The organism is Flavobacterium sp., assembly GCF_031537875.1.
In the GTDB taxonomy this organism is placed as follows: Bacteria; Bacteroidota; Bacteroidia; order Flavobacteriales; family Flavobacteriaceae; genus Flavobacterium.
This window is the reverse complement of sequence record NZ_JAVKNB010000015.1, coordinates 1-15,170: the sequence shown is the minus strand read 5'-3', so window position 1 is coordinate 15,170 and position 15,170 is coordinate 1. Positions and strand designations below refer to the sequence as shown.

The following is a 15,170-nucleotide window of genomic DNA, read 5'->3' as shown; positions in this document are numbered from 1 at the left end:
ATTTAAAAAGTCAATTTTGCGCCAATCATATTGTACCCATAAGCGCGTGAGGCGTTGTAGTTTATTTTATATTTTTTATCTGTAAGATTTTGTTTGCTTTTGGTCATTTTACTATTAGCAATGTTTTTACCGATTATATATCCCATCACCATTGCTATTGGATAATCCGATGCCCAATGCACATTAGCCTGTACCATCTCAAACCCTAATACTCCAATCAAAGTATAGCCAACTGGTCTAATCCACTTTACTTCTGGATAATTCCCCATAATAACATACAAAGCCGATGTAGCGGTCATCATGTGACCTGAAGGGAAGGCATCATAATTAGGTGTATTTTTAGCAAAAGCCGAAAAACTTGGAAACGGATTCCAATCTCCTCCTGGATTGCCATCCATTAAAGCCGGCGCAGGACTTTGTCTTCCCGAAATACGTTTTACGGTTTGACTAAAAATACCCGAAACGGCTAAACTCTCTATCAAACCCGAAGCTGTATTCAGCGAACGATAATCATTTTTGATTAAACCATAAGTGGCAAACCCCATACTCAACAATATAGGTGTTGTTCCATTTCCAATTAAATAAATCCCCGAAGTTACATTGGGCGGTATGTTACTTAAGGGGCCAAAATTATTATATAGCGCTTCTGATTTTAACCCGATTTTTTCTCCAAAATCGCGTGAATGTTCTAAAATGGTTTGATCTGATTGAATTAAGACTACCGTAGCCAATGTACTTGCGCCTAACGCAATGAGGTTGTTTTTTTTGGTTACATCATGTATTGTACACATGAAGTCTTTAGGAACTTTAGTTATACAATCCGAAAATTTAGGCTTTTTGTAAGTATACATTTCACCATTAGGCAAGGTGTAAATTTGTGATCTTACATCGGCAATAATCGTGTCTTTTACTTGTGAACTTACGTGTATCGTAACCAATAATAAACTACAGAGAAGTACTAATTTTTTCAAAACATTCAATTTAGATTGAGGAAGGTACAAACGTATAAAAAAAATCAGCGTTTTGACTTAATTATGGCTTAAAAATAGCCTTGATCCAATAAAAAAGCCTCCGTTATTATGACGGAGGCTTTGCCAGTTTCAAACGATTTATTTCTTACCACTGTATTTTTCGGTTCTTGCGTCTTTGATGACTCCTTTCCAGTTCAGTCCAAAACCAAAATCATATACATTCCCGTTGGCATCTTGATATGGAATCATATCGTGAGGCACATCTTCTAATTGTTTTTCAACTGTGGTCATATCTTTTGGCATTTGCAATGGCAATAAACCTGAAGGCTCTACTTGTCCAGAAACAATATCTAATAAGGCTTCGGTTTGCACTCCAAATTCGCCTACAATAGCATCAACATCTTTTTCAAATTCACCAAAAACCATCGGATTAGAGACTGTAACAGCAACTAGTACCGGTTTTCCGTTCATGGTTTTTTTAGTGTCTAAAATCGTATTCAAATCTGGATACGAATTCGATTTTGATGTTTTATTCAAATACGAACGATTCGTAATTGTTGGGTCAACCACTGGGTCCCCTGCCGCAATACTTTGTGCTCTGGCATCCACTGCAGTGTAGTCTTTCAACTGCAAACTGATCGGCACATAGCCATTTCCACCTGCTTCTCTATCGGCTTTGCTGTATCCATTACTTACAGGACTTTTTATAAAAACCATAGCAAAATCAGCTTTAGCAGGATCATCTGTAACTGTATAGAATTTTTTAACTAATTCTAAATTAACTGGATAAAGCGTTTTTTCTGGTGTTGGAAATCCAAAAAAGTCCACCCCTGGAGGAGTCGTTCTTTTTGGAATATAAACAGTCTTACCTTTCGCAATAGGCAATGTGTTTTTTTGATTTTTGATTAAAACAATCGATTTTAATTGAGCATCGTATCCTGCTTTCATAAATTCAGGTTTTCCTACGATGGCTTTAGTTTGTTCTGGATCTAAGTAAGCATTTTCAAACAACCCTACTCTAAAAATATTCAACAACAAACGCACGGCAGATTTTTCAAAACGATTGCGCATGAAGGCTTCTCCGTGTTCTTTTACTCCCATTTGGTAGGCTTCCAAAACAGGTTTAATATCGTTGTTTCCTCCAAATTGATCTACTCCCGCCATCATTGCTTTATAATGTCTTTCGGCAATGGTCATTTTTTCTGTTCCCCATGATTTTCCAGCAAAAACATCTGGTGTTTTTCCTTCGTCTCCCGTAATTAGCCAATCGGTACATACCACACCATCATAGCCATATTTGTCTCGCAACAAATCGGTCACAATGTATTTGCTAAAACCGTTTCCTACGTTCTCTCCGTACTTTTTATCTTGGTTAAACGATATGGTATAATATGGCATCACGGCTGATGCTTTTTTAGTACCTCCTTTTAATTTAAACGCCCCATCAAGAAACGTTTTTAGGTGTGTTTCAAAATTATTTCCTGGATAAACGGCAAATTTTCCATACGCAAAATGTCCGTCACGACCACCTTCTTCCGGACCACCACTAGGCCAGTGTTTGATCATCGCATTGACACTTTGGTTACCCCAACCCTCATAGGCAGCTATTGCTTTTGGAGACGACTGAAAACCATCTACATAGGCTCTTGCCATATCCGTTGCTAATTTTGGGTCTTCGCCAAAAGTTCCTACAAAACGATTCCATCTTGGTTCTGTAGCTAAATCGATTTGAGGTGAAAGTGCCGTTGCAATTCCCAAAGCTCTATATTCTTTCGCAGCAATAGTTCCAAATTGTTCTGTAATCGCTGGGTCAAAAGTAGCTGCCAAACCTAATTCTTCAGGCCATTGTGAAATAGCACCTCCTGAACCTGCATTGTATTCTGAATCTTTATTGGCTCCATGTCTTGGATCTGAGCTATTGTTCGCTGGAATTCCCACGCCAATACTCTCTACTAATTCTTGTACATTGTTATTCCAAAGCGCTGATACCGTTGGGTTTTCTACCGATGTCATCAAAACGTGACGCAAATTATCCGTTGTTAAAAACGCTTTTTGTTGATCTGACAAATCAGTGGATTTAGCACCACTTTCTGGGAAAGGTTTTCCGTTATACGTTCCTGCAAAATACCCTCCTGCCGCAGCCGGAACAGATTGATGACGACTGTACAACATTAAACCTGCAATTTGATCCACAGACATTTTACTTGCCAAATCTTTTGCGCGTTCTGCTACGGGTTTTCTCCAATCTTCGTAACTGTCTAATTTCCCGTTTTTATTAAGGTCTTTAAACGCTAAGCCATCAACAGTCAAGATTTTTACGCCTGATTTTGGCGAATAGCCCAAAGTTTGTCCGCCTTTGTTCTCAACAAGATTGAAATTTCCTTTAGGAGTTTCAGTCCATTTTTTTTGCGCCTCCATTTGTGTTGCAAGGAACAGCAACAAAGCAGGTAATACAATTTGTCTTTTCATTATAAGTGGTTTTTTTGGTAGTTTAATAACTATAAAGTATTTCAAATATATAAAATATTGCGTCTGTTAAACACAATGGAGTTAACTATTTACAAATTATATCTAGCGCCTAGTGTCCAAGTAAATTTCCCGTCAGATAAGGTTTTATTAGCAAACCCTCTAAGGTCTATATTTTGGGTCATTTTATACGAAATGGTTTCTGAAATCCCAAACGTATGATCCAGGTCAAGAACGTATGCCTGAGACAAAAAACTAAAATTACCTTGAACTACGTTGGTGTTAAATGCCAAGAAATTAGCTTCAAAATCATTATTTTTTCCCTTTCCGTGTAAATAGAAAGCACCTACGGTAACGTTGCTAGAAACGGGGTAATTTGCAATAAATTCTTGTGCAAAAAAGGTGTCAACATTATAATCATCACTAATTTGAATAGCAGGTAAATGGATTCCAATAGTTGCTTTTAATTTTTTATCAATCAGTTTGTATCGAGAAATAAAAACAACACCTCTTGGGGTGAAATTACTCATTCTAACAGTAGAAAGTAAGTGAAATGAAAGTGGTTTAGCATCATTTGTTCCCGCATTAATTATGAAATGAGGAACTTCTGATGTGAAAGCAGGAATAAAAGAAAATCCGCCTGTACTAGCTTCAAAATTAGCATATTGAGCGTGGGCTAAGGTTCCGAAAAAGAACGTAATGATTAGTAGTAGTTTTTGGTTCATACAATGAGGTTTAAGTTAGTTTTCTATAAAAAGAGTGCAAATATATAATTATTGTGTCAATTATACACAATGAAAAATAAATTATTCAGAAAATCACTAGATTAGATTGTATTTTATAACCAATTCGTTTCCATTTGAATATAATTCAACCCGTTTTTTAAATAACACTCTCCTTTGGCTAGCATTCCAAATTTTTCGTAAAAGCCTTGTTTTTCGTAACGCGCGCTACAATAAACCGACTTGAAATTTTGCTGTTGCAAATACTGGAAAGAATACCGAAGAAGTTGGCTTCCAAATCCTTTGCCTTGATACGTTTGCAAAGTGGCAAACTTTCTAAATTCGGCTCGGTGATTTTCTTCTTCGAAAAGGGAAATACACGACACCCACTGTTGGTCTATAAAAACTCCAAAATGAATGCCTTGAGCATCTTTAGGTGTTTTTACAAATTCTAAGTCTTTGTCAGGCCAAAGTACTTTTTGACGTAATAACAGGACCTCAGCTATCGGTATTTCTTGAATGGTCATGAATGAATAAATAAAAGTAAATATACTAAAAAACAAAAAGCCCGACAGAACTGTCGGGCTTTTGAAAAAAGAATTCAAAATAAAGTTGTTGTTACTAATTCACTTATCTTGGCATAAGACCCAATTGTCTTAAAAATTCTAAATTGTCAAAGAAATCTCTTTCCTCAGTAATTTTACCGTTGACAATGGTTGCAATAGTACACCCTTCGACGTTAATCGTCTTTCCTGTTGCAGGAATTCCAAAAAAGTCTCCCGTGTGCTTTCCTTTAAATATCCAGTATTTAGTTAATTTATTGCCTTGAGCAAATGTTTCTTTTACAATAAATTCGCGGTTTGAAAATCCAGTTACATAATTGGCATAATACGCTTTGGCATTAGCTGCTCCTTTAATTTCAGGAACGGTATGCAACACTACATTAGGTGCATAAGCGGTGTCTAACACTGAAACTTTACCTTCATTTATAACTTCGTCCCAAACTTTTGAATAAAATTTGATGTTATCTTGCGCTATTTTTTCATTTTTATCTGCATCACTTTTACAGGCAAACAAAGACATGCTAATAGCAAGTACTATTATTATTTTTTTCATTGTTTAAACTATTATTTTAATAATTCTGTTAATGGAGCAGTGTCATACGTATCCCATTCCTCTTGGATTTTTCCGTCTTTGATGGCAAAATTCATATTAAGGATAACCGAAGCTTTTTTATCTCCTTTTGTAAACGTAACTTCATAATATGAAATAACATAATTAGTGATGCCGGTTTTTTCGTCTGGTTTATTGTTAACCACTTCCCAAACTAAAGGATCTTTAGGCAAAGTAATAGTAACTCCTTGAGATTGCAAAAAGATTAAATTTTTCATATTCTCCTCAATAGTCATCGTTTTCAAATTATCATGAATAACTGTTTTAGGAGCATATAATTTTTTAATGCTTTCGGTATCAAATTTACTTGCAAACTCATTCATTTGCTTAATCATATCGGTATTCTCCGAAGTAGTAAGATTGATTCCTCCTTCATTTGGATTTTTAGCTACCGCTTCAACAGCGGCTTCTTTTTTACAAGACACCAATAGTAAACTTGTAAGTGCGATAAGTGCAATTGTTTTTTTCATTTTTAATTGAGTTTTGAATTAATTATTATTTAAAAACGTCAAAAGCAGCAGAATCATAAACATTCCATTCTTCCACAATTTTTCCGTCTTTTATAGCATCAACTTGGAAAGTTACTACTTGAACGGATTTATCTCCTTTTGTCCAAGTATTGGTACAATACGCTAAAACGTAATTTTTAACTCCTTTTTCGTTAGCCTTATAATTTACCTCTTCCCAAATTACATCGTATTTGATTGTTGGTTTAATACCGCTTTTTAAAAATTCTGTATTAAAGGCTACGTTTTCAGCAAGGGTGGTTTGTTTATTGTTGTCGTGAAAAACAGCATCCTCTGCATAAAAGGATTTGTATCCGTCTACATTTCCTGCTTCCCAGGCGGCATTGCATTTTTTTTGCAAATCAATGTTTTCTGAAGTTGGAAGTGAATATCCATTGGCCGTTTTAGGAATTTCAGGCGAAGTCGTTTCTGGTGTTGCTTCTTTTTTGCAAGAAACAAACAACAAACCTGTTAGGGCGATAAGTGCGATTGTTTTTTTCATTTTTATTGTATTTTGAATTAATTATTTTACTCCTTGATAATACTGACTAATGGCATCAATTTTCATGTCTAAATTAAACATGAAGAATTCGTTTAGTTCTTTTTTCCAAACGGTTCCATCTTTGCTTACACGAGTTTCTGTTGCTACTACAAAAACTCCTGAAGAAGGGTCTGTATCTTTGATTCGGATTGGAACGATGGCATGTATCTCCCAATTTAACGATTTGTATTGTGCAAAATAAGCTTCCCAATCTTTTTGAGTCATTACCTCTTTATTTCCATCAAAATCGGTAAGATTTACTTTATTGGCTGATAAAGACGCGCAGGTAGCTACATCCATTTTATTGTAAGCTGCATTCAATTTTAGAATGGCTTCGGTTTCTCCTCTATTCGAAAAAACAAAAGGTCTATTGTTGTATTTTGAAGTCGCATCAAGGTATTTTCCAGCTTCTGTTTGCGCATTCATTTGTGTCATTGATACCGCCATAGCGATAATAAAAAGTACTTTTTTCATAATTTGTGGGGTTTTTGGTTTATTTAGTTGTTGCATCAACATACATTACTAGTTGATATACTGGAGATAATTCAAATCCATTAGGGGTGATCGTACTACTCATTTTAGAATCTTTAACAATCGATGCAAAACGCGATTGGCTTAACGGTCTGTATTGAACATGATCTAAAGCTTCTGACAACTTAGTAAATCCATCCCAAGTCAATGCAGAAAAATCCACATTGCTTCCTTGAGGATACACTACTGTTTGTAGCCCCCAGCCGTTTAATTTAAAACCCTTTTTTTGTTCATTTTCAAAAAACGGTTTCCATAAATTGGTGTTTTCTTCGACAAAGTCCTGAACACTTGTTGGTTTAGCATAATTAATTACAACGAATTTAGGCGCTCCCTCAATTTGTGCTTCCGTTTTCATGATGTAAGTAAATAGAACTTTAGAAATAGAATTGGTTTCCATAGCCGCCAACTTCATGTTAGGCAACACTTTTTCCGGATCAGCCCATCCGCTTTCCATAGTATCGAAATCAGTTACAGATTTAAAATCGTTAACAAACAAATAGTTGGGTCTGGTATCGGGATCGCCAATAACACCGACTTTTTTCCACAGACTCCAGGCTTGCATTTTACCTGATTTAATGTTGGCTTTGGCAATTTTTGACCAATATTCCGTTTCTCTTTTTACAAATTCAGCTTCGTTTTTTTCAGATACATTTCTGTATTGCAAAAATTTGTACTGTGCTTGTGCTTGTTGCATCCCTAATGCTAGGATAACACATAAAATTACTTTTTTCATACTGTGGGGTTTTTGGTTTGATTTCAAAAGTAGAACCCCAATCGTTTGTAAATGGTAAATCGTAAGTAAAATCTGTTCCGTTTTAGCATTAGGGAACACTTTGCGGTTTTTATTAATCATTAAAAAAAACAGAGCGGTTTTTAAAAAAGCCCTATATTCGCACTAACACAACCTATTTATCAGCGTTTTATGGAAATGCTTACGCCGTTTTTCGGATTATTTACTTCGTTTGTCCTTTTTTATTACCGAAAGGACTTTAATCGGTCAAATTTGTATTTAGCCTTGTTTTATTTGTGTAGTAACCTCATCGTTTTAGTATATTTTGGGTTGCATTTTACCAAAAATCCTTTTTGGGAGGGAGTATTTTTCGTCAACTTTATGCCGTTGTCCTTTGTCATTGGTCCGCTTTTATTTTATTATGTTAAATATGCGGTTGCAGAAAACAAAAATATTGTACCTAAAGATTACCTGCATTTAGTTCCCGCTTTAATTGTAGTCATCATTAGCCTACCCTATACCACACTGCCTTTTTCTAAAAAAGTAGCAATTGCACATCATATCCAAGCGGTCACTCAAGACTATGATTTTAAAATATCCATTTTTTCTTTGAAACAAATGATGTTTTTGCGTCCATTACATCTTTTTATTTATTGCGTAGCAAGCTTAGTATACTTTAAAAAAGCGACACAAAAAAGGCTAAATCAATTTGGAATTCTTCCTTCCAACCATATTACTATTCAACGATGGATTTATGCATTAGTTGGACTCCAATTATTTATTTCTACCTATTGTTTTTTAGATACATTTGCCGCCTTTATTCTAAAAAATGAATTGGGGATTTTCAGCTACCAAAACTATTTTAGAGCCGTTGGAGGTACTTTTTTTCTTCAAAATATAGTTTTGTTTTTATTTCCTAAAATATTATTTGATTCTATTTCTTATCCCGATCCTTCTTTAGCTAAAAATAGAGCTGCTCAATTGAAAAAAAACAACTCCCAAGAAATCAATCAAAATATTACAGTTCAATTAGAAACGTATCTTGGAAATACCCCTTTTTTAGTGCCTGGATTCAGCTTGTCTAAAATGGCATTGGATTTACAACTCTCTGAAAGAGTTTTGTCCAATTATTTTAATACTGAACTAGCTGTTTCGTTTAGCGAATGGAAAAACAATCAACGAATCGATTATGCGTGTAAATTGATTGACGAAGGGAAAGCAGACAAGCTTACCGTTGAAGGAATTTCGCTTAATGTTGGGTTCTCTTCAAGGTCAAAATTCATTGATGCCTTTAAAGAACGAAAAGGTGTTGTTCCTTCGTCGTATATCAAACAATCGAATTCAAACTAACCATCAAAATGGATATTAACAAAACAATACTACCTGTTATTCTATTACTTTCCACTATTGTTTTTGGTCAAAAACCTGAGCAAACAATTGCTAATTTAAACTCCAAAAAAGACTTTTATAGCAGCATCGCTCAAAAAATATGGGGGTATGCCGAAATGGGCTTTCAAGAAGAAAAAAGTGCTGCCGCATTACAAGAAACATTGCGCAATGAAGGTTTTACCATAACCAAAGGAGTAGCTGGAATCCCCACCGCTTTTATTGCCGAGTATGGGGAAGGGAAACCTGTTATTGCCATTTTAGGAGAATACGATGCGCTTCCTGGATTATCGCAAGAGGCTGTTCCAGAGAAGAAATCGGCAGGAAAAACAGCTGGTCACGCTTGTGGTCATCACCTATTTGGCACTGCATCTATGGCAGCGGCCATTGAGGTAAAAAATTGGTTGAAAACCAACAAGAAAAAAGGAACTATTCGTTTCTATGGTTGTCCCGCCGAAGAAGGGGGTTCAGGAAAAGTATATTTAGTACGCGAAGGTTTATTTAATGATGTGGACACCGCTTTACATTGGCATCCCACTGATGCTAATGATGCTAATCCGGGATCAGCTTTGGCTAATAAATCGGCTAAATTTAGGTTCTACGGAGTCGCTTCTCATGCAGGAATGGCTCCTGAAAAAGGTCGTTCAGCCTTAGACGGCGTAGAAGCTATGGACATGATGGTGAATATGATGCGCGAACACATTCCGTCTGATGCGCGTATTCATTATGTGATTACCAATGGAGGAAAAGCACCCAATGTTGTACCTGATTTTGCCGAAGTCTATTATTATGTGAGACACGGTAATCGAAAAACGGTGGTAGAAATTTTTGATCGCATTACTAAAGCAGCCGAAGGAGCTGCCTTAGGAACGGGTACTCGAATGGACTATGAACTTATTGGAGGTACGCACGAATTACTTCCCAATACAACACTTCAACAACTAATGTATACTAATTTGATTAAAGTGGGCGGTGTAAATTATACCGAAGAAGAAAAAATATTTGGAAAAGCCATTATAAAAAGCCTCGGCATTGAAAATGAAAATCTTGAAAAAGCGAGTATAATCCAACCTTATAAAACATTAGATCTTAGTTTTGGATCGACTGATGTAGGCGATGTGAGTTTTACTGTTCCAACTGCCGGTATGGGGAGTGCTACCTGGGTGCCAGGAACGCCCGCTCATAGCTGGCAAGCCGTTGCGGCTGGAGGCACTGATATTGGTAACAAAGGTATGATGGTGGCTGCAAAAACGATAGCGTTAACAGCTATTGATTTGTATTTGCATCCCAATATGATTTTGAAAGCTAAAGAAGAACTCAACCAAAAAAGAGGAAGTGATTTTAAATACATTCCTCTTCTTGGCGACAGAAAACCTGCCTTAGATTATAGAAAATAACTTCTAATTATTTTCTTTTTTTTCGGCAACAAATTCAGGATATAACTTTTTCATCACCGCTTCTAAATCAAAATTTGGGTGTCTTTGTTTGAATTTTTGAAGTGTCTTATAAAACATTCGAATGTCTTTTAAGTCCAAAGCTGCCTGAATTTTTTTTCTGTTGTATTTCATATTATGTACCATTTAACACTCTTAATCGTTATGTTTTTGGGGTGATAACCAAAAAATTCAACCCAAAATAAACAACGAAAATCAACTATTCTTTTTTATAAATACTAGATGCAACAATTACAAACGAACTCCTTCTATTTTGTTGATGTTGTACTTCAGTACACGGAACGGCATCGGCGCAGGGGTTTACTAATTGACTTTCGCCATACCCTTTAGCCGTTAACCGCTTCTGATCAATACCTTTGTTTACTATATAGGCCATTGTAGCTTCTGCTCTTCTTTGCGAAAGTAATTTATTGTACTTTCTGTGTTGGCGACTATCTGTATGTGATCCTATTTCTAATTTGATAGTTGGATATTCCTCTAAAACCTGAACAATTTTATCAAGTGATGCAATAGCGTCTTTTCGAATTGTGGATTGATCTAAATCAAAATAAATTTGATTGATTTGAAAAACTTTGGCTAAATCCAAACCTACCGAAATTTCATAGGTGTCTTTTTGCAGTTGAATGTCTTTATTGATTGTATCTCCGTACAATCTAGCTACTATTTCAATGGCCGCTGAGTTATATTTGGTTTTTGAAATTTGAATCGTATAAGCTGCATTTGAAGTTACATTTTCAAAACCAAAATTACCGTTCTCATCAGCAATAGTTTTAGATACTTCTTTATTGTCTTTATCTAATAAAACCACCTCAGATTGAGCTAAAGGATTGGAATTTGTAATGTCTACTACTTTTCCTTTAATATTAGTTACATACTCAAACACAAATGGTGTACCTACGTTTTGAAAACTATACAAGTCATCGTCTCCTTTACCTCCAGGGCGATTACTGCTAAAAACTCCTTGATTGGTGGTACGATCCCAATTGATGCCAAAATCGTCAAATGGACTGTTAATTGGCGATCCTAAATGAACGGGTATAGCGTTTGGAATAGTTAAGTCCACTGCATAAATATCAAAACCACCCATACCTAAACGACCATCTGAGGCAAAGAGTAAGATGTTGTCTTGTGTAACAAAGGGATAACTCTCTCTCGCTTCGGTATTGATTGTGCTGCCTAGATTCACCGGGTTACCAATAGTACCATCGGAGTGTAATTCTATTTTGTATAAATCAGACTGTCCATAACTTCCTTTGGCATCTGAGGCAAAATACAATGTTTTTTCGTCGGGAGATAAGGCTGGATGCGCTACCCTAATACTATCTAAGGCAAAGATGTCAAGCACACCTTGATTTACCCATTTCCCGTTTTCATTGACCGCTTTGTAGATTTTATTCAAACCATTGATTAGTTTTCTCTTATGGTTTTCTTTGACTTCATTTTGTGTGTAGTACATCGTCTTACCATCTTTAGTAAAAATAGGAGTGGCTTCGTGATAAACTGAAAATATTTTTTTAGAGAATAATTGAGGTTCTGAATAGTTATTAATGCTGTCTTTATTCCTTACACAATAGTACAAATTAGTAAAAACTTGTCCTGTTCGTTCATAAATTTGATTGGCTATAATTCTTGGCCTAGAGCTTGCAAACAGTAAGGTATCTCCTTTGAAAAAAGAACTAAAATCAGCGTATTTGGAATTGATATTCAAATTAACAACACTAAAACCATCCGATCCTTTTTTAATACTATTTTGAGCTCTAAGCGTAGGTATTTGATTTTGAACACGCAATTCTGTTGGTTTTTCTTTAGCATATTCTGTCATCACTTTTTGAGCTTGCTCTAGCATTCCTGCCGATTTAAGCGATTGGCTATAGCGGTATAAAAAACCTTCGGGGAATGGTGCGTTTAGAGCATAACGCTTTTCATACCATTTTTGAGCTTGGATATAATTCGCATTGAAGTAATTCGCATCGGCTAGTTTTTCATAGATCTCTGCTGTTCCTTTGCCTTTATTAGCTAAGTGCTCATAAATCTTAATGGCCGAAATGTAGGCTTCTTGTTCGAATTTCGCCTCGGCTCTACGCAAGGGTTGTTGAGCCAATGCGATTATGGGGAATAACAAAACTAGTATTAACTGTTTTTTCATGGTATGTTGTCTTCTCAGTTGCATTGTACTATGAATTAAAAGAAACGGGTAGATTCTACTTTTTGACCATTCTTCAATAAATCAAATTGCAAGAATAGTTCATGTGAGCCTGAATTGAAGTTGGCTAGCCTTGTTGTTTCTCTATCGTAGCCATAACCAATGAATAACCTATCACTTACTTTAAATCCTAATAAAGCGGATACTGCTGCTCCCCATCGATACGACATTCCCATTGTAAATCGCTCATTGTATAAAAAATTAGCCGACAGATCTACTTGCAAAGGTGCTCCTGAAACAATTTTACTTACAAAGGAAGGTTTAAATTTCAAATTGTATGTTAGGTCATATACCTTACCTCCTACAAAGTAAAAGTGTTGTTTTCGCTTGGTTTCTGAATAAATCAACACATCATAAAATTTAGTTTCTAAAAGCCTCGGTACTGATAATCCTAAATAACTATTCTCGTTATAATAGTACAACCCAACCCCTATATTAGGCGAAAATTGACTTTTGTAATTGGCTTCTAAAAAAGGGTCTTCTGGATTAAAATTATTTAATTTAGAATTGTCAATAGCAAACAATTCTCCTCCTCCCTTTATACCAAAAGCCAGCCTAGACTCATTTGAAAATGCAATTGTATAAGAAATGTCTATGCTAGCAAAAGTGGTGTTTGTAGGGCCAATTTTATCATGTAGAATATTCATACCTAGTCCCAAATGACTGTTCTCTAAAGGTTGGTGATATGTTAAATCCATAGTTTCTGGAGCCCCATCAAGGCCTATCCACTGTGCGCGATACATACTAAAAATAGAACCATATCCTGTAGAACCCGCATAAGCGGGATTAATTACAGTTGGGTTAAACATATACTGGGTGTATTGGGGCTCTTGTTGGCCCCAAACACTCATACTTAGTAATACTAATAAACTATATAGTTTTTTCATTTTATTCTATTTTGTAATATACAGATAACCTGAACGTTGCTTTTCAATTCCTTGTTTATTTACATAACGTAGAATGTAATAATACGTCCCTTTGGGTAATTCTGCAGACGCAGAAATGGTTTTGCGTCCTTCTGATAATCCTCTAAAGAATTTATTATCTTGAGCATAACCCTCTGCAGAATAAATTTCCACACCCCAACGATTGTAAATACTCAACGTATTGTCAGGATACTTTTCAATACCTCGAATGACAAAAACATCATTTAATTCATCTCCATTGTTGGTCATCGAATTATAAATTTCAAGATTGTCTTCACTATCTTGATGATTATTATATTCTATGTAATCAAACAACCCATCATCATCAGAATCCATTGGTTTTAAAGGATCATCCCCCAATTCATTTTCATTGGTTAAACCGTCTCCATCACAATCCCCGGATAAGAAAGCAACCGATAATCCTTGACTGATATTAGCGGGTATAGCGTCACAAGAATTAATTGGATCTGTTCCATCTAGGGCTTCCTGACCATCATCTACTCCGTCGCCATCCGTGTCTATTTTCAACGGATCAGTCGTAATTCCATTAGGATTAGCAGCTGTAGAAAGATCATCTAATCCTGTTTTCTCTTCTTGATTTGTTAAGCCGTCTCCATCACAATCGGCAACTTTCCATGCTGCAGTAGTAGGTTCTGTCTGACTTGTTAATTTAAATGAACAAGCGTTAGTTGGACTAGTCCCATCTATTCCTTCTTGTACATCAGTTACACCATCGCCATCCGAATCTATAACAAGTACTAGATTTGGTATGTCTCTATAATCAGGGATTCCATCTCCATCAGTATCTATAGGACGGTTTCCGTCAGGACCTTTTTCGATAGCATCCGATATTCCATCATTGTCTGAATCTAAGTCTCTATAATCTGGAACTCCATCGTTATCTGTATCTATTGGAGACGCTCCATTTCCTTTTTCAACTGCGTCTGGAATACCATCATTATCTGAGTCAGTATCTATATAATCCAATATTCCATCATTATCCGTATCCAAACTATTGGTACCTGTTCCTTTCTCAATTATATCTAAAATGCCATCATTATCAGCATCAGTATCTCTGTAATTTGGTGTTCCGTCTCCGTCTGAATCTAATAAAGTAACTCCTGTTCCTTTCTCAACTGTGTCTGGAATTCCGTCATTATCTGAGTCTGCATCTTGACAATCGGGTGTACCGTCACTATCGGTGTCTAAAATCCCTTCAACCTCATTGATCAAGCCGTCATTGTCACAGTCTGAAGTGTTCCAAGAAGCCGTTGGTACTAGTGTTTGATTTGCCAGTACAAAATCACAGGTGTTGGTTGGACTTGTATTGTCTGCGATTTCTGTCCCATCTTTAACTCCATCTCCATCTGAATCAGCACTTAATGGATTAGTACCTGCTGCTACTTCTTGACCATTAGTTACCCCATCACTATCACAGTCTGAAGTGTTCCATACACTACTCACGTTAGCTAGAACTTGACCACTTACTGTATAAATACATCCGTCTGTACTGCTTGTTCCATCTAGTGACTCTTGTGCATCACTTACTCCATCACCATCC

At 36.1% G+C, this 15,170-nt stretch carries 15 protein-coding genes; 2 read left to right on the top strand and 13 right to left on the bottom strand.

The window, feature by feature from the left end; translation table 11 throughout:
• Positions 1-2: 2 nt before the first annotated feature.
• From RMR09_RS10050 to RMR09_RS10010, 9 genes are all read right to left on the bottom strand, one after another.
• Entirely contained in the window at positions 3-971 is a 969-nt protein-coding gene (locus tag RMR09_RS10050; protein WP_310595667.1) for a phosphatase PAP2 family protein, read from the bottom strand.
• Between the two features lie 138 nt (positions 972-1,109).
• The gene (locus RMR09_RS10045) at positions 1,110-3,440 is read right to left on the bottom strand and encodes a glycoside hydrolase family 3 N-terminal domain-containing protein (RefSeq protein WP_310595666.1); all 2,331 of its coding nucleotides are present in this window, start codon (positions 3,438-3,440) and stop codon (positions 1,110-1,112) included.
• 89 nt (positions 3,441-3,529) lie between these two features.
• Positions 3,530-4,162, bottom strand: coding sequence for a hypothetical protein (locus RMR09_RS10040; protein ID WP_310595665.1), 633 nt, complete (start codon positions 4,160-4,162; stop codon positions 3,530-3,532).
• Positions 4,163-4,275: 113 nt separating this feature from the next.
• The gene (locus RMR09_RS10035) at positions 4,276-4,686 is read right to left on the bottom strand and encodes a GNAT family N-acetyltransferase (RefSeq protein ID WP_310595664.1); all 411 of its coding nucleotides are present in this window, start codon (positions 4,684-4,686) and stop codon (positions 4,276-4,278) included.
• A gap of 103 nt (positions 4,687-4,789) precedes the next feature.
• A complete protein-coding gene (locus tag RMR09_RS10030) occupies positions 4,790-5,275 on the bottom strand; it encodes an ester cyclase (RefSeq protein WP_310595663.1) in 486 nt (161 codons plus the stop codon).
• Positions 5,276-5,286: 11 nt separating this feature from the next.
• Positions 5,287-5,802: a hypothetical protein gene (locus tag RMR09_RS10025; RefSeq protein WP_310595662.1), complete on the bottom strand. Its 516-nt coding sequence runs from the start codon at positions 5,800-5,802 to the stop codon at positions 5,287-5,289.
• Between the two features lie 25 nt (positions 5,803-5,827).
• Entirely contained in the window at positions 5,828-6,340 is a 513-nt protein-coding gene (locus tag RMR09_RS10020; RefSeq protein WP_310595661.1) for a nuclear transport factor 2 family protein, read from the bottom strand.
• A gap of 21 nt (positions 6,341-6,361) precedes the next feature.
• Entirely contained in the window at positions 6,362-6,853 is a 492-nt protein-coding gene (locus tag RMR09_RS10015) for a hypothetical protein (protein WP_310595660.1), read from the bottom strand.
• 19 nt (positions 6,854-6,872) lie between these two features.
• On the bottom strand, positions 6,873-7,643 hold the full coding sequence (locus tag RMR09_RS10010) for a hypothetical protein (protein WP_310595659.1): 771 nt from the start codon (positions 7,641-7,643) through the stop codon (positions 6,873-6,875).
• A gap of 378 nt (positions 7,644-8,021) precedes the next feature.
• Between RMR09_RS10010 and RMR09_RS10005 the strand changes: the two genes are divergently transcribed.
• Positions 8,022-8,990, top strand: a complete 969-nt coding sequence (locus RMR09_RS10005) for an AraC family transcriptional regulator (protein WP_310595658.1) — start codon at positions 8,022-8,024, stop codon at positions 8,988-8,990.
• Between the two features lie 8 nt (positions 8,991-8,998).
• Positions 8,999-10,423: an amidohydrolase gene (locus tag RMR09_RS10000; RefSeq protein ID WP_310595657.1), complete on the top strand. Its 1,425-nt coding sequence runs from the start codon at positions 8,999-9,001 to the stop codon at positions 10,421-10,423.
• A gap of 3 nt (positions 10,424-10,426) precedes the next feature.
• Here RMR09_RS10000 and RMR09_RS09995 read toward each other — a convergent pair whose 3' ends face one another.
• The 4 genes from RMR09_RS09995 to RMR09_RS09980 form a co-directional block, all read right to left on the bottom strand.
• On the bottom strand, positions 10,427-10,594 hold the full coding sequence (locus RMR09_RS09995; protein ID WP_310595656.1) for a hypothetical protein: 168 nt from the start codon (positions 10,592-10,594) through the stop codon (positions 10,427-10,429).
• 85 nt (positions 10,595-10,679) lie between these two features.
• Positions 10,680-12,650 carry an OmpA family protein gene (locus tag RMR09_RS09990; protein ID WP_310595655.1) on the bottom strand — a complete coding sequence of 657 codons (1,971 nt, stop codon included), beginning with the start codon at positions 12,648-12,650 and terminating at the stop codon, positions 10,680-10,682.
• 11 nt (positions 12,651-12,661) lie between these two features.
• Positions 12,662-13,570 carry a type IX secretion system membrane protein PorP/SprF gene (locus RMR09_RS09985; protein ID WP_310595654.1) on the bottom strand — a complete coding sequence of 303 codons (909 nt, stop codon included), beginning with the start codon at positions 13,568-13,570 and terminating at the stop codon, positions 12,662-12,664.
• A 6-nt stretch (positions 13,571-13,576) separates the two neighbouring features.
• Positions 13,577-15,170: gliding motility-associated C-terminal domain-containing protein (locus RMR09_RS09980; RefSeq protein ID WP_310595653.1), on the bottom strand; the 1,594-nt coding region annotated here is incomplete at its 5' end.

Bases quoted from the DNA above. Each gene is read 5' to 3' on its own strand.
- RMR09_RS10045 (WP_310595666.1), bottom strand. From the start codon at position 3,440: ATGAAAAGACAAATTGTATTACCTGCTTTGTTGCTGTTCCTTGCAACA.
- RMR09_RS10040 (WP_310595665.1), bottom strand. From the start codon at position 4,162: ATGAACCAAAAACTACTACTAATCATTACGTTCTTTTTCGGAACCTTA.
- RMR09_RS10035 (WP_310595664.1), bottom strand. From the start codon at position 4,686: ATGACCATTCAAGAAATACCGATAGCTGAGGTCCTGTTATTACGTCAA.
- RMR09_RS10030 (WP_310595663.1), bottom strand. From the start codon at position 5,275: ATGAAAAAAATAATAATAGTACTTGCTATTAGCATGTCTTTGTTTGCC.
- RMR09_RS10025 (WP_310595662.1), bottom strand. From the start codon at position 5,802: ATGAAAAAAACAATTGCACTTATCGCACTTACAAGTTTACTATTGGTG.
- RMR09_RS10020 (WP_310595661.1), bottom strand. From the start codon at position 6,340: ATGAAAAAAACAATCGCACTTATCGCCCTAACAGGTTTGTTGTTTGTT.
- RMR09_RS10015 (WP_310595660.1), bottom strand. From the start codon at position 6,853: ATGAAAAAAGTACTTTTTATTATCGCTATGGCGGTATCAATGACACAA.
- RMR09_RS10010 (WP_310595659.1), bottom strand. From the start codon at position 7,643: ATGAAAAAAGTAATTTTATGTGTTATCCTAGCATTAGGGATGCAACAA.
- RMR09_RS10005 (WP_310595658.1), top strand. From the start codon at position 8,022: ATGCCGTTGTCCTTTGTCATTGGTCCGCTTTTATTTTATTATGTTAAA.
- RMR09_RS10000 (WP_310595657.1), top strand. From the start codon at position 8,999: ATGGATATTAACAAAACAATACTACCTGTTATTCTATTACTTTCCACT.
- RMR09_RS09995 (WP_310595656.1), bottom strand. From the start codon at position 10,594: ATGAAATACAACAGAAAAAAAATTCAGGCAGCTTTGGACTTAAAAGAC.
- RMR09_RS09990 (WP_310595655.1), bottom strand. From the start codon at position 12,650: ATGCAACTGAGAAGACAACATACCATGAAAAAACAGTTAATACTAGTT.
- RMR09_RS09985 (WP_310595654.1), bottom strand. From the start codon at position 13,570: ATGAAAAAACTATATAGTTTATTAGTATTACTAAGTATGAGTGTTTGG.